Source organism: Tahibacter amnicola, assembly GCF_025398735.1.
GTDB lineage: Bacteria > Pseudomonadota > Gammaproteobacteria > Xanthomonadales > Rhodanobacteraceae > Tahibacter > Tahibacter amnicola.
In genome coordinates, this window is the sequence record NZ_CP104694.1 from 2,926,423 (window position 1) to 2,952,004 (window position 25,582).

20 protein-coding genes are annotated in these 25,582 nt (G+C 65.4%); 8 read left to right on the plus strand and 12 right to left on the minus strand.

The genetic code is table 11. From position 1 onward, the window contains the following. Window positions 1–120: 120 nt before the first annotated feature. The 3 genes from trpE (at window position 121) to N4264_RS12335 (ending at window position 2,758) form a co-directional block, all read left to right on the plus strand. Complete coding sequence (trpE, locus tag N4264_RS12325) at window positions 121–1,635, plus strand: anthranilate synthase component I (protein WP_261697334.1); 1,515 nt, start codon at window positions 121–123, stop codon at window positions 1,633–1,635. A 10-nt stretch (window positions 1,636–1,645) separates the two neighbouring features. Then, entirely contained in the window at window positions 1,646–2,221 is a 576-nt protein-coding gene (locus N4264_RS12330) for an anthranilate synthase component II (protein ID WP_261697335.1), read from the plus strand. A gap of 99 nt (window positions 2,222–2,320) precedes the next feature. Continuing rightward, window positions 2,321–2,758, plus strand: a complete 438-nt coding sequence (locus tag N4264_RS12335) for a nuclear transport factor 2 family protein (protein WP_261697336.1) — start codon at window positions 2,321–2,323, stop codon at window positions 2,756–2,758. Window positions 2,759–2,765: 7 nt separating this feature from the next. Here the strand turns inward: N4264_RS12335 and N4264_RS12340 are convergent, their stop codons facing one another. Next, window positions 2,766–3,758 (minus strand): MBL fold metallo-hydrolase, encoded by a 993-nt coding sequence (locus tag N4264_RS12340; RefSeq protein ID WP_261697337.1) that lies wholly within the window; start codon window positions 3,756–3,758, stop codon window positions 2,766–2,768. A 110-nt stretch (window positions 3,759–3,868) separates the two neighbouring features. On the opposite strand from N4264_RS12340, the gene N4264_RS12345 reads away from it, so the two are divergent. Further along, entirely contained in the window at window positions 3,869–4,354 is a 486-nt protein-coding gene (locus tag N4264_RS12345) for an NUDIX hydrolase (protein ID WP_261697338.1), read from the plus strand. Between the two features lie 43 nt (window positions 4,355–4,397). Here the strand turns inward: N4264_RS12345 and N4264_RS12350 are convergent, their stop codons facing one another. Further along, complete coding sequence (locus N4264_RS12350; RefSeq protein ID WP_261697339.1) at window positions 4,398–6,824, minus strand: zinc-dependent metalloprotease; 2,427 nt, start codon at window positions 6,822–6,824, stop codon at window positions 4,398–4,400. A gap of 304 nt (window positions 6,825–7,128) precedes the next feature. On the opposite strand from N4264_RS12350, the gene gyrA reads away from it, so the two are divergent. Beyond that, complete coding sequence (gene gyrA, locus N4264_RS12355) at window positions 7,129–9,798, plus strand: DNA gyrase subunit A (protein WP_261697340.1); 2,670 nt, start codon at window positions 7,129–7,131, stop codon at window positions 9,796–9,798. Window positions 9,799–9,897: 99 nt separating this feature from the next. On the opposite strand, the gene N4264_RS12360 is transcribed toward gyrA, so the two are convergent. After that, window positions 9,898–10,377: a peroxiredoxin gene (locus N4264_RS12360; protein WP_261697341.1), complete on the minus strand. Its 480-nt coding sequence runs from the start codon at window positions 10,375–10,377 to the stop codon at window positions 9,898–9,900. A 178-nt stretch (window positions 10,378–10,555) separates the two neighbouring features. Here N4264_RS12360 and N4264_RS12365 point away from each other — a divergent pair, with 178 nt between their 5' ends. Both N4264_RS12365 and N4264_RS12370 read left to right on the plus strand, forming a co-directional pair. Then, the gene (locus tag N4264_RS12365) at window positions 10,556–11,008 is read left to right on the plus strand and encodes an Hsp20/alpha crystallin family protein (protein ID WP_261697342.1); all 453 of its coding nucleotides are present in this window, start codon (window positions 10,556–10,558) and stop codon (window positions 11,006–11,008) included. 199 nt (window positions 11,009–11,207) lie between these two features. Then, window positions 11,208–12,059 (plus strand): DnaJ C-terminal domain-containing protein, encoded by an 852-nt coding sequence (locus tag N4264_RS12370; RefSeq protein WP_261697343.1) that lies wholly within the window; start codon window positions 11,208–11,210, stop codon window positions 12,057–12,059. 87 nt (window positions 12,060–12,146) lie between these two features. Here the strand turns inward: N4264_RS12370 and pilH are convergent, their stop codons facing one another. From pilH to purB, 9 genes are all read right to left on the minus strand, one after another. Continuing rightward, on the minus strand, window positions 12,147–12,512 hold the full coding sequence (pilH, locus tag N4264_RS12375; protein WP_261697344.1) for a twitching motility response regulator PilH: 366 nt from the start codon (window positions 12,510–12,512) through the stop codon (window positions 12,147–12,149). A 135-nt stretch (window positions 12,513–12,647) separates the two neighbouring features. Next, window positions 12,648–13,637 (minus strand): YhdH/YhfP family quinone oxidoreductase, encoded by a 990-nt coding sequence (locus tag N4264_RS12380; protein WP_261697345.1) that lies wholly within the window; start codon window positions 13,635–13,637, stop codon window positions 12,648–12,650. 1 nt (window position 13,638) lies between these two features. After that, on the minus strand, window positions 13,639–14,523 hold the full coding sequence (locus N4264_RS12385) for a hypothetical protein (RefSeq protein ID WP_261697346.1): 885 nt from the start codon (window positions 14,521–14,523) through the stop codon (window positions 13,639–13,641). Continuing rightward, complete coding sequence (gene lpdA / locus N4264_RS12390; RefSeq protein ID WP_261697347.1) at window positions 14,524–15,948, minus strand: dihydrolipoyl dehydrogenase; 1,425 nt, start codon at window positions 15,946–15,948, stop codon at window positions 14,524–14,526. Window positions 15,949–16,172: 224 nt separating this feature from the next. Further along, window positions 16,173–17,393, minus strand: coding sequence for a 2-oxoglutarate dehydrogenase complex dihydrolipoyllysine-residue succinyltransferase (gene odhB, locus N4264_RS12395; protein WP_261697348.1), 1,221 nt, complete (start codon window positions 17,391–17,393; stop codon window positions 16,173–16,175). A gap of 7 nt (window positions 17,394–17,400) precedes the next feature. After that, complete coding sequence (locus N4264_RS12400) at window positions 17,401–20,241, minus strand: 2-oxoglutarate dehydrogenase E1 component (RefSeq protein WP_261697349.1); 2,841 nt, start codon at window positions 20,239–20,241, stop codon at window positions 17,401–17,403. Between the two features lie 239 nt (window positions 20,242–20,480). Then, window positions 20,481–21,440: a GNAT family N-acetyltransferase gene (locus tag N4264_RS12405; RefSeq protein WP_261697350.1), complete on the minus strand. Its 960-nt coding sequence runs from the start codon at window positions 21,438–21,440 to the stop codon at window positions 20,481–20,483. After that, window positions 21,437–22,633, minus strand: coding sequence for a cupin domain-containing protein (locus tag N4264_RS12410; protein ID WP_261697351.1), 1,197 nt, complete (start codon window positions 22,631–22,633; stop codon window positions 21,437–21,439). Before N4264_RS12410 ends, N4264_RS12405 begins: the two co-directional genes overlap by 4 nt. A 3-nt stretch (window positions 22,634–22,636) precedes the next feature. Then, entirely contained in the window at window positions 22,637–24,004 is a 1,368-nt protein-coding gene (purB, locus tag N4264_RS12415) for an adenylosuccinate lyase (RefSeq protein WP_261697352.1), read from the minus strand. Window positions 24,005–24,091: 87 nt separating this feature from the next. Between purB and N4264_RS12420 the strand changes: the two genes are divergently transcribed. After that, on the plus strand, window positions 24,092–25,492 hold the full coding sequence (locus N4264_RS12420; RefSeq protein ID WP_261697353.1) for a class II fumarate hydratase: 1,401 nt from the start codon (window positions 24,092–24,094) through the stop codon (window positions 25,490–25,492). The last annotated feature ends 90 nt before the right edge of the window (window positions 25,493–25,582 follow it).

The following is a 25,582-nucleotide window of genomic DNA, read 5'->3' on the forward strand; positions in this document are numbered from 1 at the left end:
CGTACCAGCTGCTTCTCCCCCTCTTCCTGATTGACCTGCCTCCCTCGCCGGGGGCGACCTGCCGCACAGCCTTTGCGCGTCCAGCGCCTGGCGGCGCGCCGATGATTTGGAGATCACCCGATGCAGATCCGCACGCTGGATGAGAATGCGTTCAATGCCCTTGCCGAGCAGGGCTACAACCGCATTCCGCTGATGGCCCAGGCCTATGCCGACCTGGATACGCCGCTGTCGCTCTACCTCAAGCTCGTCGGCGAGCCGGGACTGGCAGACACGGCAGGAAGTTTCCTGCTCGAGTCCGTCGTCGGCGGCGAGCGCTTCGGCCGCTACTCGTTCATCGGCCTGCCGGCTTCGGTACACCTGCGGGCCAGCGGAATCGGCGAGTCGGCCTTGACTGAAGTAGTCCGGGACGGTCAGGTCGTTGAGTCGCACCAGGGCAATCCACTGGAATTCATTGCGCAGTACCAGCAGCGGTTCCGCGTGGCGCTGCACGAGGGCTTGCCGCGCTTCTGCGGCGGGCTCGCGGGGTATTTCGGGTACGACGCCGTGCGTCATATCGAGCCGCGGCTGGCGCAGACGGAAAAGCCCGGTGGTATCGGGACGCCGGACATCCTGCTGCTGCAATGCGAAGAACTGGCGGTGATCGACAACCTGGCGGGGCGGATCTCGCTGATCGTGTACGCCACGCCCGGCCATCCCGGCGCCTACGCCCAGGCCATGCGGCGCCTGGAAGCCATGCTCGAGCGTGTCCGCATGCCGCTGCAGGTACGCGAAGTGGCGCCCACGCCAACCCGGCCGGTGGAGCGCGGTTTTGACAAGGCGGACTACCTGGCTGCGGTGGCCCGGGCCAAGGAGTACATCGCAGCCGGCGACATGATGCAGGTGCAGGTCGGGCAGCGGCTGTCAAAGCGCTTCGAGGCATCGCCCCTGAGCCTCTATCGCGCGCTGCGCTCGCTCAATCCCTCGCCCTACATGTATTACTACGACATGGGCGATTTCCACATCGTGGGTGCATCGCCCGAGATCCTGGTGCGCCAGGAACGCCGCGATGAAGGCCAGCGCATCACGATTCGGCCGCTGGCCGGCACGCGGCCGCGCGGCGCCACGCCGGAGCAGGACCGCGACCTGGAGCGCGAACTGCTGGACGATCCGAAGGAGCGTGCCGAGCACCTGATGCTGATCGACCTGGCGCGCAACGACATCGGTCGCATCGCCAAGGCGGGCAGCGTGAAGGTGAGCGAAGCCTTCGTCGTCGAACGTTACTCGCACGTGATGCACATCATCAGCAACGTGGATGGCGTGTTGCGCGACGGCACCACCAACAGCGACGTGCTGCGCGCCACGTTCCCGGCCGGTACCCTGACCGGCGCCCCCAAGGTGCGGGCGATGGAGATCATCGACGAACTCGAGCCGGTCAAGCGCGGCATCTACGGCGGCGCCGTGGGCTACCTGAGCTTCAGCGGCGATATGGACATGGCGATCGCGATCCGCACCGCCATCGTCAAGGACAAGACACTCTACGCGCAGGCCTCGGCCGGTATCGTGGCCGATTCGGTGCCCGAGCTCGAATGGCGCGAGACGGAAGCCAAGGCACGCGCCGTGCTGCATGCGGCCGAACTGGTCGAACAGGGATTCTGAGGGTTATTCCATGTTGCTGATGATCGACAACTACGATTCGTTTACCTACAACCTCGTGCAGTACTTCCTGGAGCTGGGCGAAGAGGTGACGGTGCGGCGCAACGATGAAATCACCCTCGAGGACATCGATCGCCTGGCGCCCCGGCGACTGGTGCTGTCGCCCGGTCCGTGTTCGCCGGCGGAGGCGGGTATCTGTGTCCCGCTGGTCAAGCGGTTCGCCGGCACACTGCCGATCCTGGGCGTGTGCCTTGGCCACCAGAGCATGGGCGCCGCGTTCGGCGGCAACATCATCCGCGCGCAGCGCCAGATGCATGGCAAGGCCAGCCTGATCGACACCGACCAGCAGGGGGTCTACGCAGGCCTTCCGGCGAAGTTCCAGGTGATTCGCTACCACTCGCTGACGATCGAGGAATCGACCTTGCCGGCCTGCTTGCAGGTCACCTCCCGGGCCGACGACGGCGAGATCATGGGCGTGCGTCACAAGCCCGAACCGGGTTTCGCGCCGATGGAAGGCGTGCAGTTCCATCCCGAGTCCATCCTGACCGAACATGGCCATGCGATGTTGCAGAACTTCCTGAATATGTAGGTCAAGCGGTACGGTGACGCCGTGATCAAATGGCTCTGTGAGTGGCGCGAATCGGCGGGCAGCATGGGCGCCACTTTCGCAGACACAGGGCCGTTACATATGAAGACGAAATTTCGCACCGCCGGCGTGCTGCTGGCTGTGATGGCGTCGGCACCGGCATTTGCCGGCGCCGACGAGGACGCGGTCAAGGCGGCGGATGCGCGTTTGAACGCATTGATCCTCCAGCGCGACACGGAAGGCGCGCGTGCCATGTACGCCGATGATTTCGTGCTGACCACCTCCAGTGGAAAGGTGAAGCACAAGACGGACATGGTTAACGAAGTCGCGGCGCCGGACGTGCGGATGTCGGTCAACCAGACCTCGAATATCGAGGTGCGCGTGCATGGCGATACGGCGGTGCTCACGGCGGACCTGGCCCAGAAGGGCGAATACCAGGGCAAGTCCTTCGATGTGGTGCTTGACGTGACCGATACGTGGATCCGCGTTGACGGCAAGTGGCTGCTGCTGGCTGGTCATGCCAGCAAGCGGCCGCAGTAGGTCGCAGTCACTCTCCGGCGGGCGGTGCTACCGGTTGGGTAGCGCCGCAGCGTTCCGCCAGCCGCTTCGGGTCGCCGCGCAGTACGGAGTCGACGTAGTAGTCGAGCAGTCCCTCGGCCAGCTTCTTGTCCTGGTCCGGAATGAGGCCGCGCGTATCCGCCAGCCACCCGTCGATGCACTGCTGCTTCGCGGCAGTGCTGCTGCCGCAGGTCAGGAAGTGGTCAAGCGCCGTGCGGTACTGGTCGAACTCGTCCCGGTCCATGACCGGGCCATGCCCCGGGACCAGCTGCCTGAAGGTGGTTTCCGCGAAGTGCCCGAGCGCCCGCTGCCATCTCTGGGGGCAGGCGGTGTCGAGCAGCGGGGCCGGCAGGGTCACCAGGTCGCCGGCGAGCAGCGTCCGGGTCTTGCGGTCGAATAGCCAGATATCGCCCCCGGTGACCGCGTTGCGCTCCAGGTTCAGGCGTAATTCGTGTTCGCCGATCGTCACGGTATGCGACCGGGTAACGACGTGAGTGGGCTTGAGCCCTTCGCCATTGTCGATCAACGCCAGCTCGGCCCGATAGGCGGCCTGGTCCGGCGAGCCGTCGGCAGCGCGGCCGAGCAGTTCCGTGAGCTGTTTTTTGTAATTGGCAAGAAATCCGGTAAGCGCGCCGTCGATCGCGCCGCTGGCATGGACCTGGGCTTCGGGATAGGCCTTGCGAATCATGAGATTGCCGCCGACATGATCCAGGTGCCAATGGGAATTGATCACGGCGATGATCGGTTCCCGCTGTTCCGTCGCGGCATCGAGCAGGCGCTGGGTGTGCGCCGGATGCCGGCCCGTATCGAAGACCACCAGGCCATCGGACGTTTCAATCAGCACGCTGTTGCCGTCGGGCTGCTGGCCCTGCACGAACCGGCCGGGTACGAGCGTGTAGCCGCGGGCCACCGATCGGGTGTCTGCGCCGCTTGCAGCGACGGGCAACCACAACGCCAGGAGCGTACAGAACAGACGTCTCATCAGGATATCCTTGCGGTCTTTGCCGATCGCAGTCTAAGGCTGCCGTCTCGCCCTAGTTTTGCCGATCGCGCTAGATTGCGGAATCTCTTGGCACTGCCTGGAAGGTACTAATGCCCTATACACCCATTATCGCCACACTCGGCTATGTGCTGTCGGAAGATCGCCGGCGGGTGCTGATGGTCCATCGCAATGCGCGTCCGGATGACCATCACCTGGGCAAGTACAACGGTCTGGGCGGCAAGGTGGAGCGTGATGAAGATGTCCATGCCGGCATGCGCCGCGAGATTCGCGAGGAGGCGGGCATCGAGTGCACCGCGCTGACGCTGCGCGGCACGATCAGCTGGCCGGGGTTCGGCAAGCACGGCGAAGACTGGCTCGGCTTCATTTTCGTGATCGACCGGTTTGAAGGCACGCCCGCGGAACGCAATGCCGAAGGCAGCCTGGAATGGGTCCCGCGCGAGCAGATCCTGACCCTGCCGATGTGGGAGGGCGACCGGCATTTCCTACCGCTGGTCTTCGATGAGGATCCGCGTCCCTTTCATGGCGTCATGCCGTATCGCGACGGGCGTATGCAGTCCTGGACCTTTTCGCGCTGAGACGCCGGCGCCACCGCCCGTGGGGCAGCGCCGGCGTATTGACTCAGATCGGCGCGCCAGGAGGGATTGGCGGCAGCGGACGCAGCTTTATCGAGCGCGGATCGCTGAGGTAGCGCCCGATCCATTGGGCGGCCTGGCGGCGGTTGTCCGTGATCGATTCTCGCGGCGACGGGTTCTGGGCCAGCCACTGCTGCCATGCGGCCAGCCGGTGGCGTACGACGGCGTCGACCTGGGGATGCAACTGTCCACCATCGACGCTGGCGAGGAGGCCATCGAGCACCGTCCAGTTGGCGGCGAGCTGGATGGCGTCCGCGCCGGTGACGCCGTCGGTGGCCGGGTCGCGTTGCCAGGTCGCGCGGAACGCGGCATCGAGCAGCTCGGTGACGTCGGGCAGGTTTTTGTCGCGCGCGTGCTGCCAGGCCACGCGATTGAGCCGTGCCGGCTCGAACAGGAACTGGACGCTCACCGCGCTGGCGGCCGACGCCGCGCTGATCGGGTCGAACTGCGGCGCCGTGCGTGTCGCGAAATATTCCCGGCCCCGCTCGTATTCGTTGCCGGGCGGCATCAGCTGGTCGAGCAGGCTGGCGGGCAATGCCAGCTCCTTCGCCGACAGCGTCTGCAGGAGCCGTTCGAGCGCCGCGCGCTGGTCAGCCGCGGACACGGGCGTGGTCCGTGCGGTGGTGTCGCCGGCCAGGCCATAGCGATAGCTCGCTCCACCGATCAGGCGTGCGATGGCCTCGGCCTGGTAGCGGTGCAGCAGGTAGACCGGCACCAGCCGCGCTTCCAGCTCGCCCAGCTGCCGTTCGGGCGGCAGTACGCCGGGTCCGAAACCTTCCAGGGCCTTGCGACGCACGCGCAGAAGCGTATCGAAGGTGTCGAGCGAACGGTCGCCAAAGTCCCACAGCAGGGCATCGGGATGCGAGGCGCCGGGGGCGCGGGCATCGGCGTCGCTGACGAAACCCAGGCCCGCCTTGGCCGCCGCCGCGCGCAGCTCGGCGAGGCCTGCGGCTTCGGCATCATCGGCAAACGCCTGGTAACCATGGCGCACGATGAAGTCGTCCCAGGGCCCGACGCCGACGCCGTAGGCGTTCTCGAGGCTGACATTGCCCTGGTCGTCCAGGTGCAGCAGCGGATGGGGGTAGTCCATCACCGAGCCATTGCCGTTCCGGCTGGCGGCGAAATTGTGAGCGAAGCCCAGCGCGTGGCCGACTTCATGCGCCGACAGCTGGCGCAGGCGCGACAGGGCCATTTCCTGTGCCTGTCTTGCCAGCTGGCCCGATTCGGGCTTGCCGTAGGGCGCGAGCAGGCCCTCAGCGATGAGGATGTCCTGGCGGACGCGTTGCGAACCGAGGGTCACGGCGCCCTTGATGATCTCCCCGGTACGCGGATCGGTCAGGGCCGCGCCATAGGACCAGCCGCGCGTCGCCCGATGCACCCAGAGGATGGTGTTGTAGCGCACGTCCATGGGATCGATGCCCTCGGGCATCAGCTCTGCGCGGAAGGCGTCCTTGTAGCCAGCCTTTTCAAAGGCGGTCTTCCACCAGTTCGCGCCTTCGAGCAGCGCCGAGCGGACCGGCTCGGGGGTGCCGGGATCCAGGTAGAACACGATCGGCTTCTTGACCGTGCTCACTGCCGCGGACGGGTCGGTTTTCTCCAGCCGGAAGCGGGGCTGCCAGCGCACGTCCAGGCTGCTGGCCAGCGGCTGGGAGAAATCGTAGTAGCCCTGGCTGAAGGCACCGGAGGCCGGGTGGAAGGGGCGCGGACGGAAACCGTCGGCCGGCAGCCGCACCAGGCTGACGTGCTGGCGCACGCTCAGGGATGTCGGATCCATGCTGACCTGCTGCACGAACTTGCCCTCACCGGGGCCCTGGAAGGTGAGAAGCCCTTCGAGTTCGGTGTTGTCGGGAAAGGTTTTCACCGTGTCGAGCAGCGGAGCACTGCGCTCCTTGTCGACCGAATACTTGCCCTGTTCCGTGCCGTCGATGCGGTCGGCGATCCCGTGCCGGTCGCCGGTCAGGAACGTGCTGAAGTCGACGCGGACGGTGCCGTCCTTGCCGGATGGCAGGATGTCACCGGCCCACAGGACCGATTCGGCAAACGCTTCGCGGGCGCCGCGCTGTTCCGCCGGATTGGCCGCACTGGCGATGTAGCGCGTATTGCGCTCGACCAGCAGCAGGCGTGGACCGGCGCGGCGGAACTCCACCAGACGGACCGCGCCTGACTGGCCGCGATCCAGGCCGACGTCGTTGGATCCCAGGCCGTGGGGCAGGGACGTTGTCAGGAGAAAGGGCGTGTCAAGGTGCTTCACGCCGATGACGACGCGGCCCTTGGCCGCATCGGCCCACACGTCGACGAAGCCTTCGGTGCGCGGAACGCCGTGCAGACTGTCTGGCTCGGGCTTGGCCGCGTGAAGGGTGGTTGAAACGAGCAACGAGAGCGGGATCAGCCACAGACGGGTGCGCAGGTTCATGGACTCATGCGATGACGGTGCAGAACCTCGAACATAGCCGGGTTCCGGCCAGAACGAAAATGACGAACGGAACGGTTTGCCGACGTGGCGGGCCCGCGGGCCACGGGGTCGCCGGCACCCGGGCTCGGGGAGCCGGGCGACGGGGCGGCTCCGCGGTGACATTTCCAGCCAGAAACAAGGGCTTCCGAGCGCCAACGCGGCGCCCCGGTATGGTATCCTTGCGCGTTATTTCGACGCGGGCCGGGCAAGCCGGCATCGCAGCGAAGTCGCTCCATCTTGCCGTATCCGAGATATTGGAATCCCGATGGCGGAACTAGCCAAAGAAGTTATTCGCGTCAACATCGAAGACGAGATGAAACAAAGCTACCTCGATTACGCCATGAGCGTGATCGTGGGACGCGCACTGCCGGACGTGCGCGACGGCCTCAAGCCTGTGCACCGGCGCGTGCTTTTCGCCATGCAGGAACTCAACAACGTCTGGAACCGGCCGTACGTGAAGTGCGCCCGCGTCGTCGGCGACGTGATCGGTAAATACCATCCGCATGGCGATACGGCGGTGTACGACGCCCTGGTGCGCATGGCGCAGGACTTCTCCCTGCGCTACATGCTGATTGACGGACAAGGCAACTTCGGCTCGATCGACGGCGACGCCGCCGCGGCGATGCGCTACACCGAGTGCCGGCTGGAACGTCTGAGCTCGGAGCTGCTCGCGGATATCGACAAGGAAACCGTCGATTTCCAGCCCAACTACGATGAAAAGGAACTGGAACCGTCGGTACTGCCGACGCGCGTCCCGAACCTGCTGGTCAACGGCTCGGCCGGTATCGCGGTCGGCATGGCCACCAACATTCCGCCGCACAACCTGGGCGAGGTGATCGACGCCACGATCGGCCTGATCGACGATCCCTCCCTGGGCATCGATGACCTGATGCGTTTCGTTCCGGGCCCGGACTTCCCCACCGCCGGCATTATCAACGGCGCTTCGGGCATCGTCGAGGCTTACCGCACCGGGCGTGGCCGAATCCTTATTCGCGCCCGTACCGAAGTGGAAACCAGCGCCAACGGCCGCGAGACGATCGTCGTCACGGAGCTGCCGTACCAGGTCAACAAAGCCCGGCTGATCGAAAAGATCGCCGAGCTGCACAAGGAAAAGAAAATCGAGGGCATCGCCCCGGATGGCCTGCGCGACGAATCCGACAAGGACGGAATGCGCATCGTCATCGAGGTGCGCAAGGACGCGATGGCCGACGTGCTGCTGAACAATCTTTTCCAGCAGACGCAATTGCAGGTCACCTTCGGCATCAACATGGTGGCGCTGGTCGACGGCCAGCCCAAGCTGCTGAACCTCAAGGAAATTCTCGAAGCGTTTATCCGTCACCGCCGCGAAGTGGTGACCCGCCGCACCATTTTCGAGCTGCGCAAGGCACGCGCCCGCGCGCACATCCTCGAAGGCCTCACCGTCGCGCTGGCGAACATCGACGAAATGATCGAGCTGATCAAGACGTCGGAATCGCCGCAGGTGGCCAAGGAACGCATGCTGGCGCGCCGCTGGGAGCCGGGCATGGTCCGCGCGCTGCTCGCGGCGGCGGGTGCCGATGCCTCGCGTCCGGAAGATCTCGACCCGGGCAATGGCCTGGCCGAGGACGGCTACCAGCTGTCGGAAGTCCAGGCCAAGGAAATCCTGGAAATGCGCCTGAACCGCCTGACCGGCCTGGAACAGGACAAGCTCACCGATGAATACAAGGCCCTGCTGGAAACCATCCGCGGCCTGATCGAGATCCTCTCTGATCCCGCCGTGCTGCTGGCGCTGATCCGCGGCGAACTGGTCGAGGTGAAGGATGCCTTCGCTGACCCGCGCCGCACGGTGATCCAGCCCAGCCAGGAAGACCTCGACGTGCTCGACCTGATCGAGCCGGAAAACGTCGTGGTGACGCTCTCGCACACGGGCTATTGCAAGCGCCAGCCGATCACCACCTACCGCGCGCAGAAGCGCGGCGGCAAGGGGCGTTCGGCAACGGCCGTGAAGGAAGAGGATTTCGTCTCCCAGGTGTGGGTGGTGAACACCCATGACACCCTGCTGACCTTCACCAGTACCGGCCGCGTACTGTGGCTCAAGGTCTACCAGATTCCCGATGCCGGTCCGAATTCGCGTGGCAAGCCGATCGTGAACCTGCTGCCGCTGGAGACGGACGAAAAGATCCAGGCCGTGCTTCCGGTCCGCGATTTCCCGCAGGACCGCTACGTGTTCTTCGCCACCCGCCAGGGCACGGTGAAGAAGACGTCACTGGCCGACTACTCGCGCCCGCGCACCTCGGGCATCCGCGCGATCGACCTGGACGACGGCGATGGCCTGGTGGATGTGGCCATCACCGACGGCACCTCGGACGTGCTGATGTTTGCCTCCAATGGCAAGGCGGTTCGCTTCGCCGAAGACGAAGTACGCCCGATGGGACGCGTGGCCCACGGCGTGCGTGGCATGCGCCTGACCGAGGCTGCGGAAGTCGTGTCGATGGTCGTGGTCAAGGGCGAGGGCGATGTACTCACCGCCACCGAACGCGGCTTCGGCAAGCGTACGCCGCTGGACGAGTACCCGCGCAAGGGCCGCGGCACACAGGGTGTCATCGCGATCCAATGCTCGGGCCGCAACGGTGCGCTGGTGGCCGCCGTGCAGCTGGATGACACGCACGAGCTGATGCTGATCTCCAACCAGGGCACCCTGGTGCGGACGCGCGCCGCCGAGATTGCCCGCGTCGGGCGCAACACGCAGGGCGTGACCCTGATCCGCCTGCCGGATTCGGAAGCGCTGTGCGGCGTGGTACGCATCGAAGCGCTCGGCAGTGATGGCGACGAAGGTGAGGGTGAAGGGCTCGGTGAAAACGGTGCGGGTGGTCCGCCGGGTGACGAGCCGGCATCGGACAATTCCGCCGCCGCTTCGGAAAGCGCCGCGGCTACGGATGAGGCGGCACCGGAGTAAGCTGTCGTCCACCGAAAGCACAAAAAAAGCGGCCTTCGAGCCGCTTTTTTTGTGCTGTGCTTTCGATGGCGACGCCGTTGTCGCTCCCAGTCGTTGCGATCAGGCAAGTGACTCGAGCATCGCGTCAGCGCTGGAAACTTTGAATTCCCCCGGGGCTTCCACCTGCAGCGCCTTCACCACGCCATCGTCGGCGTAAAGGGCGAAGCGCTTGGAACGAAGGCCCATGCCGAATGCCGTGGCGTCCATTTCCAGGCCCAGCGCGCGGGCCAGATTGGCGTTGCCGTCGGCGAGCATCATCAGGTCTTCCGGGACGTTCTGGTCCTTGGCCCAGGCCTTCATCACGAAGGCGTCGTTGACGGCCATGCAGGCGACCTCGACCCCTTTGTCCTTGAAGGCGCCGAACTTCTCGACGTAGCCCGGCAGGTGCTTGGCCGAACAGGTGGGCGTGAACGCGCCGGGAACCGAAAACAGCACGACCTTGCGGCCGTTGAAGATCTCGTCGGTGGTGATGGCCTGGACGCCGTCCTTGAGGACATTGAGCGTGGCCGAGGGGATGCGATCGCCGACCTGGATGGTCATGGGAATTTCCTTGTCAGGGAGAAAGGACGCTACGCGCTCTGCGCAACGACCGATCATAGCGGCCAGCGGCGGCGCCAACCACTCTTGCACGGTGGCCTTGAAACTGCGGACGGGGCACCTATCTATCCCGCCGTCACGACGCGCACGGTGCGCGTCTCACCCAGAAGGAGTGATGCACATGAGCGTTTCGCGCTACCAGCCGTGGGCGATCCCTTCCAACTTCCAGGAAGAGATCAAGCAGGTTTTCGAGCGGCTTTTCACCGGCAATGACGAAGCGGACCAGTCCAACGTGGTTACCAGCCAATGGACGCCGCGCGTGGATATCAAAGAAGAGGACAAGCGCTTCGTGATCTTCGCGGATATCCCCGGTGTTGATCCGAACGACATTGAAATCTCTATGGACAAGGGAATCCTGTCCATCAAGGGCGAACGCCGCGCGGAGACGCGCGAGCCCAATGGCAAGCTCACCCGCGTGGAGCGCTCACACGGCGTGTTCTACCGGCGTTTCGCATTGCCCGACAGCGCGGACCCCGAAGGCATTACCGCCAGCGGCAAGAACGGCGTGCTGGAGATTGCAATCCCCAAGCGCCCGGAAACCTCGCCGCGGCGGATCTCGATCTCGGCGCACTGACCGGGCTCGACAGTCGACCATTGGGACGATTGAACCGGTAATCTATCGACCCGGGCCCGCGGCAGTGTCTGCCGCGGGCCCATTGTTTTTGTCAGGGTCCGGCGCATGTGGGACGGAAAGACGCCCTGGTGATCGGCTCCGTGCGGGTCGTACCGCGGTGGTTCCGTCCGGCGAACGGCGAGGCAACAGGCGATAGGCGATGCAATTCAAGGATTACTACGACACCCTGGGCGTGAAGCCCGATGCCAGCGATGGGGAGCTCAAGAGCGCCTTTCGCAAGCTGGCGCGCAAATACCACCCGGACGTCAGCAAGGAGGCGGGTGCGGAAGACAAGTTCAAGGCCGTCAACGAGGCGTACGAAGCCTTGCGCGATCCGGAGAAGCGACGCGAGTACGACGCACTGCGTGCACGCGGTTACCGACCGGGCGAGGAGTTCCAGCCCCCGCCGGATTTCGGCGGCGGCTTCGGCCAGTCCAGCGGCGAATTCAGCGACTTCTTCGAGTCCCTGTTCGGCCGTACTGGCGCGCGTGCCGGACGCAGCGGTGGCCCGCGGCGCGGGCGGGATCTGCATGCGCACGCAGCCATTGACCTGGAAACAGCGTACACCGGCGGTACCCAGCGGCTGGATCTGCAGGGGCGCAAGCTGGACGTGAAGATCCCGGCGGGCATCCTGCCGGGCCAGACCATCCGGCTCGCGGGGCAGGGCAATCCCGGCGCCAACGGCGGGCCTGCCGGCGACGTGCTGTTGGAAATCGGCGTACGGCCTCATCCGCAGTTCGTACTCGACGGCCGCAACATCACCGTCACGGTGCGCCTGGCCCCCTGGGACGCGGCGCTGGGCGCCACCGTACCGGTGCCGACCCTGGCCGGGCCGGTCGACCTGAAGATTCCGGCCGGATCAGATACCGGCCGCAAGCTTCGCTTGAAGGGCCGCGGCATGCCGGGCCAGGAACCGGGCGACCAGTACGTCGTGCTGGAGGTCTACGCACCGGCGGCCACGACGGATCGCCAGCGCGAACTGTACGAAGCGCTGCGCAGCGCCTACGAGTAATCCGACGCGAGGGCCTTTGCGTCGCTTCGGACAAAAAAACGGGAGCTTCACGCTCCCGTTTTTTTATTTTTCGAGCTGTTGCCTTGTTTACTTCGGCAAGAGTTCGTTGATGGTCTTCACCAGCTCCGCCTCATTGATCGGCTTGGTGACATAGGCCTTTGCGCCCTGGCGCATACCCCAGACCTTGTCGGTTTCCTGGTCCTTGGTGGTAACCAGGATGATGGGGATATGGCTGGTCTTGGCTTCACGCGAAATCGTGCGCGTCGCCTGGAAGCCGTTCAGATTCGGCATCACCACGTCCATCAGGATGAGGTCAGGGATTTCGCGCTTGGCGACTTCCACGCCGGCCGCACCGTCTTCGGCGGTGATGATCTCGTGGCCCATTTTCTCGACGATACGCTTGAGGCCCAGGAGCTGGGACTGGGAATCGTCAACGATCAGGATTCGCGCCATGGTTGCCTCTAGTTACCCCTGTTTTGCCGCACTACGGCCCGGGCCATTCTACCGGGCGGGAAGTGCTTGGCCAACAGCCGTTTTACGTTTGTCGATGGCCGTGTGATGACCGTAACCGTTTGACAATCGGTTGCGCTAGCCCACATTGACCAGCGTGCGCCCGAGTGAACCGCCCTCGAGCATTGTGCCGAAGACGTCGTGGAGTTCATCCAGGGTGGTTTCACGCGTGCAGATGCGATCCAGGTGCGCCGGTTTCCAGTCCGTAGCGAGACGTTCCCACACCTTTTCGCGGATCGGCCGGGCCGTTCCGGCTGACGCGATGCCGAGCAGGCTCACGCCGCGGATGATGAAAGGCATCACCGTGGTAGCCAGGTCATGCCCGCCCGCCAGGCCGCAGCTGGCAATGTTGCCGTAGGGGTGGATCACCCGGGTGAGCCCGGCCAGCATCTCGCTGCCGACATTGTCGATGGCGCCGGCCCAGCGGCTGGTCTCCAGCGGACGCTGGCCCCAGAACAGTTCCTGGCGTGCGATGCACTGGCGTGCCCCCAGCTCGATCAGATAGTCGAAATGTTCGACCTTGCCGGTGATCGCGTGCGCCTCGTAACCGGCCCGGGTGAGGATATCGATGGCAAGGGAACCGACCCCGCCCGTTGCGCCGGTCACCACGACCGGCCCCATGTCCGGCCGCTGGTCGTTTTGTTCCATCCGGTACAGCGACAGCGCCGCGGTAAAGCCCGCGGTTCCCAGGATCATGCTTTCGCGCAGCGTCAGGCCGGGTGGCAGCGGGATCACCCACTCGGCTTCCAGCCGTGCGTACTCGGCGTAACCGCCATCGCGGTTCTCCGAAAGGCCACAGCCGGTGCAGAGCACCGCGTCGCCCTCGCGATAACGCGCATCGGTGCTCGCCACGACATAGCCCGCGACGTCGATGCCTCCGTTCAGGGGAAACTGGCGCAGGATCTTGCCCTTGCCCGTGCCGGCGAGTGCGTCTTTGTAGTTGACGCTGGAGTGGGCGACCTTGATCACGACCTCGCCCGGGGACAGGTCGTCCACGGCGATGTGCTCGATACCGGCGCGGTAGCCCTTGGCGTCGTTTCGAATGCGAAAAGCGCGGAACGTGTCCATGTCACAGACCTTTTGGCGAGACGATGCGGCGGATCTTTCCGTCGACGACGAGCCAGGTGAGCCGGTTTCTGACCGTGGTCACCAGGAGCGGGCGGTCGTAGGAAAGACTCATGAAAACGTGGAATTCGGTGGGCGTCTCGGATGTCGTGTGATCGACCCTGAGCGCCACGTCTTTCGGTTTTTCGGACCCGGACGCCTGGCCGACATGCAGGCAGGTGGGCGTCTGGGCGTAGGTGTCGGCCGGCGTCGCGTACTCGGTTTCCCGGTAACGCAGACGGTGGAAGCCGCTGAGGGGGAATTCGTCGGCGCGCTGGCGTGCCGGCATCAGGCGAACATCAATGACGCGATGGTCGCCCGCCAGCTTGAACTGTGTGGAGTAGGTGTATTGGGGCGAGCAGCGCTGCCACTGGGTTGCCGCTGCGGAAGCCAGTGCGCGGTGACGTGCCAGTTCATCGTCCGCCAGCGGCCGGGGTGGCTGGACTTCACGGATGGCGGCCTTCGGCGGGTCGGTTGTCAGGGTGACCTGGACTTCGGCGACGATGACCGGCGCACCGTTAACCACGTCGATGAAACTGACCGTCCAGTACAGCCCGGCGGGCCCCAGCGCCGTTGCGAGCCAACGGGATTTCAACGCCTCTTTGTGCGCGATCTGCGAAGAATGCAGGACGTCCGATGCGATCATGACGGCCCGGTCTTCGCGATGCAGCAGCAGGCCATCGAACTCCGCGTCGTCGACGGCGAGCCGGTGTTCCGGCAGGACAGGTAGTGCGGCCTCCGCAAGCACTGAGGATTCGCGGGGCGATGCGGCATTTTCCGGCGTCGTCGCGCAGGCGCCCAGCAGGGCAGCGAGCGCGACGACCCCGAGGTTCCGGATGACCGGAACCACTCAGTTCGCCTTGTGGATGGCGCGCTTGTCGACCGCGAGAGCCGCTTCGTGCACCGCTTCGCTCAGGGTCGGATGAGCGTGGCAGATGCGGGCGAGGTCTTCGGCCGAACCCTTGAACTCCATGGCCACCACGGCTTCATGCACCATTTCCGAGACGCAGGCGCCCACCATGTGCACGCCGAGCAGTCGATCGGTTTCGGCGTGGGCGATCACCTTCACCATGCCGGCTGTCTCGTTCATCGCCACGGCGCGGCCGACGGCGGCAAAGGGGAAAGATCCCGTCTTGTACGGAATACCTTCGGCCTTGCACTGCTCTTCCGTCTTGCCGACCCAGGCCACTTCCGGTTCCGTGTAGATGACCCACGGCACCGTGTCGAGATTGACATGGCCCGCTTTGCCGGCGATCAGCTCGGCGACAGCGATGCCTTCTTCGGAACCCTTGTGCGCCAGCATCGGGCCGCGCACGCAGTCGCCGATCGCCCAGACGCCTTCCACGCCCGTCCAGCAGTGGTCGTCAACGACCACGCGACCGCGCTCATCCAGCTGCACGCCGGTGCCCTCGGCCAGAAGGCCCTGGGTGCCGGCGCGGCGGCCGACGGCCACCAGCAGCTTGTCGACGACCAGGGACTGCTCGCCCTTGGCGTCGGTGTAGGCGAGGTGGACTTCGTCGCCCTTGACCTCGGCCTTGGACAGCTTGGCACCCAGGCGGATGTCCAGGCCCTGCTTCTTGAATTCGCGCGCGGCGGCCTTGGCGATATCCTGGTCGGCGGCGGCGAGGAAATCCGGCAGCGCTTCGATGATGGTGACTTCGGCACCCAGGCGCTTCCACACGCTGCCCAGTTCCAGGCCGATCACGCCCGCACCGATGACGCCCAGGCGCTTGGGCGTGCTGGCGAAGTCGAGTGCGCCGGCGTTATCGACGATGTTCTTGTTGTCGAACTTCGCGAACGGCAGCTCGATCGGCACGGAGCCCGCGGCGATGATGACGTTGGTGGCGGTCAGCTCGCTGACGCTGCCATCTGCCGCCTTCACCGAGACGACGCGACCCGGCTTGAGCGTGGCAAAGCCGGCAACCGGCGTGACCTTGTTCGACTTGAACAGCATGGTGATGCCGCCGGTGAACTGCTTCACGATCTTGTCTTTGCGGCCAATCATGGCGCCGACGTCGATGGTCGGGTTCGACGCGCTGATGCCGTGCACGGCGAAGTTGTGCGTCAGGTTGTGGAACTGCTTGGACGAATCGAGCAGCGCCTTGGACGGAATGCAACCTACGTTGAGGCAGGTGCCGCCAAGCGCCGGCTTGCCATCCTTGCCGACGTAGGCGTCGACGCAGGCCGTCTTCAGGCCGAGCTGGGCGGCGCGGATCGCGGCCACGTATCCGGCGGGGCCGGCGCCGATCACAACGACATCAAAATGTTGGCTCATCTGGGGATTCTCGAAGGAAGTGGTGTCGTCATTGGCGGCGTTCCGTCCATTCCAGCGGGTGTGATTCCGGAGACGGACTGCGCCACATAACGGTTGAACCGACGTTGCGTCACGGGGTGCACCGAGCGTGCGCCGGGTAAGCGTCCGGCACGAGCGCGGCAATCGCCGCGCTCGTGGGCAGGTTCGCCATCACCGTCGCTGGACGGCGCACGGATGACTGGCCGTCAGAGGCCCAGCAGCATCTTGTGCGGGTTTTCGAGCTGGTTCTTGATGTCGACGAGGAACAGCACGGCATCCTTGCCGTCGATGATGCGGTGATCGTAGCTGAGCGCCACGTACATCATCGGGGCGGCCACGACCTGGCCGTTCTCGACGATGGCGCGGTCCTTGATGGCGTGCATGCCCAGGATGGCGCTCTGCGGCGGGTTGACGATCGGCGTGGAGAACAGCGAGCCGAAGGTGCCGCCATTGGTGATGGTGAAAGTGCCGCCGGCGAGGTCGTCCAGGGTCAGACCACCTTCACGCGCCTTCTTGGCATAGCCGGCGATCTGGCGTTCGACTTCGGCGAAGCTCATGTGCTGGGCGTCGCGCAGGACCGGCGTGACCAGGCCCTTGTCGGTGGAGACGGCGACCGAAATGTCCTGGTAGCCGTGATAGATGACGTCGTTGCCGTCCACCGAGGCATTGATGATCGGATGGCGCTTGAGCGCTTCGCAGGCGGCCTTCACGAAGAAGCTCATGAAGCCCAGCTTGATGCCGTGGGTCTTCTCGAACTGCTCGACCAGCTCCTTGCGCATGGCCATGACCTTGCCCAGGTTGATCTCGTTGAACGAGGTCAGCATGGCGATCGAGTTCTTCGACTGCATCAGGCGCTCGGCGATCTTCGCGCGCATGCGGGTCATCGGCACGCGCTCTTCCGGGCGCGATCCCGGCGTCGGCTTTGCGGCCGGAGCGGGTGCTGCCGGGGCCTTGGCGGCCGGCGCGGCGGCGCCACCGGAGCGCATGAAGTTGACCAGGTCTTCCTTGGTGACGCGGCTGTCGCGGCCCGTACCGGCAACCTGGGCCGGATCGATCGCGTTCTCGGTGGCGACACGACGGCCGGCCGGCGAGAGGTCACTGGCAGCGGCGGCCGGCGCGGCGGCGGGAGCGGCGGCCTTCGCTGGCGCGGCGGCTTCGGCGGCGGGCTTGGCTTCCGGAGCGGCAGCGGCGCCTTCCTCGATGATGGCGATGATTTCCTGGCTGTTCACCGTGTCGCCGGATTGGCGGCGAATTTCCTTCAGCACGCCGTCGGCCGGGGCCGGCACCTCGAGCACGACCTTGTCGGTTTCCAGGTCGACCAGGTTCTCGTCGCGCTTGACCGCTTCGCCGGCCTTCTTGTGCCAGGTGGCGATGGTGGCGTCGGAAACGGATTCGGGCAAAACCGGGACTTTGACTTCGATGGCCATCTTTTTATTACTCCGAGGCGTGATCAGTGCCGACGGGCGCGACAAGCGCCTGCTCGACCAGGGCCGCCTGTTCGGCGACGTGGGTATTGTGGTGACCGCAGGCCGGCGCCGGCGAACGGCTGCGGCCGGCGTAGCTCAGGCTCTGCTCGCCGCCAATGCTGGCGCGCAGGTGATGCTGGATCTGGTACCAGGCGCCCTGGTTCATGGGCTCTTCCTGGCACCACACGACTTCCCTGGCGGCCGTGTACTTCGCCAGCTCCGCCTTCACCTCGGCGCGCGGGAACGGGTACAGCTGTTCGACGCGGATGATCGCGACATCCGTGACGCCGCGCTTCTCGGCGTCATCGACCAGGTCGAAATACACCTTGCCCGAGCACAGCACGACGCGACGGACCTTCTGCGCCGACTTCGCGGTGGAGTCGGCAATGACCAGCTGGAATCCGCCGTTGGCCAGATCTTCAAAAGAGGAGACAGCCAGCTTGTGGCGCAGCAGGGACTTGGGTGTCATCACCACCAGCGGCTTGCGGCAGTCGCGCACCATCTGGCGGCGGATCATGTGGAACGCCTGCGCCGGGGTGGTCGGCACGCATACCTGCATGTTGTTCAGCGCGCACAGCTGGAGGAAGCGCTCCAGACGGGCGGAGGAATGCTCCGGGCCCTGGCCTTCGTAACCGTGCGGCAGGAACAGCGCCAGGCTGGACAGGCGGCCCCACTTGGCTTCGCCCGAGCTGATGAACTGGTCGATCACGACCTGGGCGCCATTGGCGAAGTCGCCGAACTGCGCTTCCCAGATCACCAGCGTGTTCGGCTCGGACGTGGTGAAGCCGTATTCGTAGGCCATCACCGCTTCCTCGGACAGCACCGAGTCGATGACGGCGACGTTCGCGCCGGCGCGGACATTGGCCAGCGGCAGGTAGGTGCCATCGGTCTTCTGGTCATGCAGTACGGCGTGACGGTGGAAGAAGGTGCCGCGGCCGACGTCCTGGCCGACGACGCGCAGGTCGTAGCCTTCGGCAATCAGCGAGGCGTAGGCCAGGTTCTCGGCGAAGCCCCAGTCCATCGGTTGCTGGCCCGCGGCCATCTTGCCGCGATCTTCGTAGATCTTTGCGACGCGCGGATGCAGCGACAGGTCCGCCGGCAGCTGCAGCAGGCTCTGGCTCAAGGCCACGAGCTTGTCCTTGGCCACGCCCGTCTTGTGGGGCATGTCGAGCTTGCCGTTGATGAACTTGGTCCAGTCGAGGGCGTAGGGATCCTTGAACTGGCCGTCGAGTTCGGCGACCGGCTGGCCGGATTCGAGCTTCTTGCGGTAATCCTCGACGTACTGCTGTGCTTCGCCGGCGGCGATGATGTTCTGCGATTCGAGCTGGCGTGCGTAGAGCTCGCGGGTGGTCGGGCGCGACCGGATGTTCTGGTACATCACCGGCTGGGTCGCTGCCGGCTCGTCCGCTTCGTTGTGGCCGTGGCGGCGGTAGCACACCAGGTCGATGACGACGTCGCGGCGGAACTTCTGGCGGTAGTCGAAGGCCAGGCGCGCGACGAAGAGCACGGCTTCCGGGTCGTCGCCGTTCACGTGGAAGACCGGCGCATTGACCATCTTGGCCACGTCGGTGCAGTAGTAGGTGGAGCGGGCGTCCAGCGGATTGGACGTGGTGAAGCCCACCTGGTTGTTCACGACGATGTGGACGGTGCCGCCGACGGCAAAGCCGCGCGCCTGCGACATGTTGAACAGTTCCATCACCACGCCCTGGCCGGCGAAGGCGGCGTCGCCGTGGATCAGCACGGGCATCACCTGGGTGCGCTCGGTGTCGCCGCGACGCGTCTGGCGTGCACGCACGGAGCCGGCGACGACCGGGTCGACGATTTCCAGATGCGACGGGTTGAAGGCGAGGGCGAGATGAACCGTGTGACCGCTGGTCTTGATGTCGGCGGAGAAGCCCATGTGGTACTTCACGTCGCCGGAATGGGCCGGGTCGTCGTGGTGCTCGAAGCGGCCTTCGAACTCGGCGAACAGCTTCTGCGGCGCCTTGCCGAGGGTGTTGACCAGGACGTTCAGGCGGCCGCGATGGGCCATGCCCAGGACCATGTCCTTGACGCCGTCGGAACCGCTCTTCTGCACGAGCTCGTCGACCAGCGGGATCAGGCTGTCGCCGCCCTCGAGCGAGAAGCGCTTCTGACCGACGTACTTGGTATGGAGGTAACGTTCCAGGCCCTCGGCCGCCGTGAGGCGTTCCAGCAGCCGTTTCTTTTCCGGCGCGCTGAGGTTGAAGCGGCCGCCGGCTTTTTCCAGCTGTTCGTGCACCCAGCGACGCTGCTCGGTGTCGCTGATATGCATGAACTCGGCGCCAACGGTATTGGCGTAGGTCGCCTTGAGCAGGGCGACGAGATCCTTGAGCTTCAGGCGGGGCGGTCCCGCGAGCGAACCGGTGTTGAACTCGGTGTCCAGGTCCGCGGCGCCCAGGCCGTGGGCGGCGAGTTCGAGGTCCGGTGCGGGCAGCTTTTCGGCCAGCCCGAGCGGGTCAAGATTGGCCGCCAGATGACCGCGCGAACGGTAGGCGGTGACCAGCTTGAGCACGCCGGCCTGCTTCTGCGACACCGCGTCGGTGACCGGCGCGGCCGCCCGGGTGACGCGTCCATCGAGCTTCTGCGCCGCCTCGATGCGGGCGATCGCATCGGAGTGCGGTACATCGCCGGCGGCGCGACCCTGGAAGGAATCGAAGTACTGCCGCCACTGGCCATCGACCGACTGGGGGTCGCGCAGCCATTTTTCGTACAGCTCTTCGATGAAGGCAGCATTGCCGCCGGAAAGCTGGGAGGTTTCTCGGAACAGCTGGATCAGGTTCGCGCTCACGTCGGGGATCACCGGAAACAAAAGGCGTGCTTCGTGGCACGCCTGGAAAATCGATCGGGCTCGATCGAAACTGCCGGATTATACGCCGATCGTGTTGCGACGCGACAAGGCGATGTTCGTCATAAGTGCGGAGATTCTGGCAGTATTTTTTCCGTCGCCGGTCCCTGGCGACTGGCCGCCGCCGCCGTATGGCGCCCGGTGGGCAGGCCCTGTGCGGAAACGTTGCCGGACTCGCCCGTTCACAGGCTCAGCTGTCGCAATTCTTCACTCGGGGCGGAGCGTTCCCACACCTGGTTGAAGTACTCCTGCAACTGGGCGTGACGGCCCGGCGAGTAGGTGTGGGCCTCGCCTTCGAAGCGGCTGCCGAGCACGCGGAAGTAGTAACCGCGGCGGTCATTGAGGAGGAAGGCGGACGGGTAATGGAGGTCTTCCTCCGCGACCGGCGTGCGGAACTGGATGACGCTGGGCAGCCGATGGGCCAGGTGCAGCAGGCGATGGCCGTCGCGCAAGGGGATGGACGGCGCCTGCACGATGATGCGGACGCTGGCGCTGCGGCCGGCGGTGGCGATCCGCTTGATAGCCGCGAGCACGGCCTCGCTGTTGAGCAACGGGGCATCGAGGTCGCGCGAATAAAGGCAGATCTCACGCTTGGCCAGACCCAGCAGTTCCAGCACCACTTGCTGGGCCTGTTCGAGCTGGTCAACCGGAATAAGGCGTGGCTCGGGGGTCTCTTCCAGCCGCGCCACCGGCCGGTATTCCTGCAGGGGCGCGAGGGTCAGGCGCATCATCCGGTGCGGAATCTCGCACTCCATGAACTCCTCGCCGTAGGGCTCGAAGCCGAAGCGCGCATAGAAAGGAATGGCGTAGCTTTGCGCGTGCAGCTCGATCGATTCATAGCGCCGCTGGCGGGCGCGTTCGATCAGGGCCTGCATGATGGCTTCGCCGACGTGCTTTCCGCGCCACTCTTTGAGCACGGCCATGCGACCGATCTTGTGTTCCGGGGTCAATCGCCCCGTCCCGATGGGGGCGCCAGTGCTGTCGCGGGCGACGACGTGGATCGAGCGGGGATCCAGGTCGTCCCATTCCTCGGCCTCCGGAATGTTCTGGCCGAGGATGAACACCTCGGTGCGGACGTGTTTCAGGTCAGCCTGGTCGACGGTCCAGTCGGCCGGTTCGACGCGAAAATCGGCGCTGATCATGCTTTTCTCCCGCGGCGGGGACGCACCAACAATAGCTGCCCGTCGTTCACCAAGGCGAGCAGCGCCGACTGATCGGCTGCCGGGAGTGCCTTCAATGCCGCGTTATCCAGTTCCCGTGACGCGCAGACCAGCCGCGCAAACGGGACAGAGCATCCGAACGCATGGCCGCCAACGAACAGCCGGGCGGTGTCGTCCGCCGCCGGCATCCACGCCGTGCGGCTCCACGGATATCGCACGGCGTGGCTTCCCTTGTCGATCTCGGCGGCCAGTTGGGCGGGCGTAAGGGTTTTCTCCGGCGGATGCGCGGTCTGGGCGCTGCGATAGCCGGTGATGAAGTGGCCAAACCACTCGTGCAGCGTCGCCGTATCCATCTGGCGCAGACGTGACAAGGCGTGCTCGACGCGTTGCAGGGCGTCCGGAGTAATCTGGTGCGGATCGGCCGGAGCGGTGAGGTCGGGGTCTGCGTAGCGGTCGTCCTCGGTCAGTGGTTCGACGACGTGATCGACCAGATCCATCATCAGTTCCGCGACGGACGGCGCGCGCATGCCGAGGGAGAACGTCATGCAGTCGCCTTCTGCAACACCGTCATGCGGCACGCCGGGCGGCAGGTACAGCATGTCGCCGGGCTCGAGCACCCAGTCGTGGGAAGGGTCGAACTGGCGCAGGATTTTCAGTTCGACGTCGTCGCGGAAGGCTTTCGGCGCGGCTGGATCGTCGCTGATGCGCCAGCGGCGCCGACCCATGCCCTGCAGCAGGAACACGTCGTACTGATCCACGTGTGCGCCAACGCCGCCGCCATCGACGGCGTAGGAGATCATGATGTCGTCGATACGCCAGCGCGGCAGGAAGTCGAAGGATTCGACCAGGGCGGCGACGTCGGCATCCCACTTGTCGACGTCCTGGACCAGCAGTGTCCAGTGTGTCTTCGGCAGCTTGCCGAAGTCGGACTCGTCCAGCGGGCCGCTGCGTACGGCCCACCGGTCGCGCCGGGCGTCACGGACGATCAGGCGTGACAGCGCTGCCTCTTCACAGGCCAGGCCGGCCAGGTCTTCCGGGGCGAGTGGTGGCTGGAAACCGGCGAATGCCTGCCGGATCAGCAAGGGACGCTTCTGCCAGTAGTCGCGCAGGAATGCCGCCGGTGACATGCCCAGGCGCAGCTGCGGCGTCGCGGTGACCTCGATCGGCGGTGCCATGGCTCAGACGCGGGACGCCAGCGTTTCCGCAAGGCCCGTGTAGCTGGCTGGCGTCAGGTCGAGCAGACGCTGCCGCACCTCGGCCGGCAGGTCGAGCCCGGCGACAAACTCACGCATGGCCTCGCGCGTGATGCCGTGTCCGCGGGTCAGCGCCTTGAGCTGCTCGTAGGGATTGGGCAGGCCGTACCGGCGCATGACTGTCTGGACCGCTTCGGCGAGCACTTCCTGGCTGGCGTCCAGGTCGGCGCCGAGGCGGTCCGGATCGGCCTTGAGCTTGGCCAGTCCGCGGCCCAGCGCATCGATCGCGATGAGGCTGTGGCCGAATGCCATGCCCAGCGCACGCAGGACGGTGGAGTCGGTCAGGTCCCGCTGCCAGCGGCTGATCGGCAATTTGGCGCTGAAATGTTCGAACAGGCCGTTGGCGATGCCGAGGTTGCCTTCGGCATTTTCAAAATCGATCGGATTTACCTTGTGCGGCATTGTGGAGGAGCCCACTTCGCCGGCCTTGAGCGCCTGGCGGAAATAGCCCAGCGAGATGTAGCCCCAGACGTCGCGCGCGAAATCGACCAGGATGGTGTTGAGCCGCCGCATGGCGTCGCCGATTTCGGCGATGCAGTCGTGCGGCTCGATCTGCGTGGTGTAGGGATTGAAGGTCAGGCCAAGGCCTTCGACGAAATGCTGCGCAAAGCGCGGCCAGTCGACTTCGGGGTAGGCCACGACATGCGCGTTGTAGTTACCGACCGCGCCGTTGATCTTGCCCAGCAGCTCGACCGCGGCAATCTGCCTGCGCTGGCGTTCGACGCGGGCGACGACATTGGCGATCTCCTTGCCCAGCGTGGTGGGCGAGGCGGTCTGGCCATGGGTGCGCGAGAGCATCGGCTGGCTGGCAAAGGCGTGGGCCATCTGGCGCAGGGTGGCGATCAACTTGTCGATCGCCGGCAGCAGGATGTGATCGCGCGCTTCGCGCAGCATCAGGGAGTAGGAAAGATTGTTGATATCTTCGCTGGTGCAGGCGAAATGAACAAACTCCTTGGCCTTTTCCAGCTCCGGCAGCTCGGCGATGCGTTGCTTGATGAAGTACTCGATCGCCTTGACGTCATGGTTTGTCTCGCGCTCGATCGACTTGACCTGCTCGGCGTCCTGCAACGAAAAGCCATCGGCGAGCGTCGTCAGGAATTGACGCGCCTGGGCACTGAACGCCGGAACTTCGGCAATGGCCGCTTCGTCAGACAGGGCCAGCAGCCAGCGAACCTCGACCACGACGCGGCGGTGCATCAGGCCGAACTCGCTGAAGTACGGGCGCAGGGGATCGGCCTTGGCGGCGTAGCGACCATCCAGGGGGGAAAGGGCGGTGAGGGCGTTCAGTGTCATCGGGGCGCCAGGAAGACGAAAGACTAAGACGCGGAATGATACACCGGCCGGTATAATTACCGGTTCCGGATTTCGTCGAGGCCAGCCATGAGCGAATACCGTACGGAACGCGACAGCATGGGCGAACTGCGGGTGCCGGCCGACGCACTCTACGGCGCTCAGACGCAGCGGGCGGTGCAGAACTTCGCGCTGTCCGGCCTGCACATGCCGCGCGGATTCATCCGGGCGATCGGCCTGGTCAAGGCGGCTATGGCGGTGGTCAACGCCGAACTGGGTTATCTCAAGCCGGCAATGGCCAAGGCTATCCGGCAAGCGGCGCTGCGGGTCGCGGATGGCGAGTTCGACGCGCACTTTCCGGTTGACGTCTTCCAGACCGGTTCGGGTACGTCGAGCAACATGAACGCCAACGAGGTCATCGCGACCTTGGCCAGTCGCAGCGGCAAGGCAGCGGTGCACCCGAACGATCACGTCAACATGGGCCAGAGCTCCAATGACGTGGTGCCGACGGCAATCCAGGTGGCGGCGGTGCTGGCGGTGCGGGAATCCCTGCTGCCGGCGCTCAAGCACTTGCGGGGTACAATCGACAAAAAGGCCAAGTCGCTCGGCCGTGTGGTGAAGACCGGGCGAACCCATTTGATGGATGCGATGCCGCTGACCTTCGCCCAGGAGCTGGGCACCTGGTCGGCGCAGCTGGCGTCCGCTGCGGAACGCCTGGAGGATGGCCTGCGCCGTCTGCGCCGGCTCCCGCTGGGCGGCACGGCGATCGGTACCGGTATCAACGCTGATCCGCGGCAGGCGAAAATGGTGGCGAGAGTGCTGGGCGAACTGTCCGGCACGAAATTTGAACGGGCCGCCAACTTGTTCGAGGGAATTGCGGCCCAGGATGGCGCGGTGGAATTGTCGGGACACCTCGGCACGCTGGCCTGCGCGCTGATGAAGATCGCCAATGACTTGCGCTGGATGAATTCCGGGCCCCTGGCGGGCCTGGGCGAGATCGAACTGCCGGCGCTGCAGCCGGGATCGTCGATCATGCCGGGGAAGGTCAATCCGGTGATTCCCGAGGCCGTGGCAATGGTGTGCGCCCAGGTCATGGGCAACCACACCACCGTGACGGTGGCCGGGCAGAGCGGGAACTTCCAGCTTAACGTGATGTTGCCCGTGATTGCGCACAATGTGCTGCAATCGATTGATTTGCTGGCAAACGCCGCGCGGCATCTGGCCGATGCGGCGATTGCGGGAATGCGGGTGCGGCAGGAGCGGGTGAACGAGGCGCTGGCGCGCAATCCGATCCTGGTCACCGCGCTCAATCCGGTCATCGGCTACGACGCCGCGGCCGGGCTGGCCAAGAAGGCCTATCGCGATGGTCGTGCCATCCGTGAGGTCGCGCGCGAGGAAACCGGCTTGCCGGACGCCCGCCTGCAGCGCCTCCTGGATCCGGCGCGCCTGACCCGCGGCGGAATAACCGGCGGCGGTTCAGCCGGAGGCTAGTAAAACCGCGCGCGGCAGTGGGTGAACAAATAGGGGGGCATGGCGAAAAGCACATGCCGCCGGACGAACTCGCGGCACACTGTCTGTCGC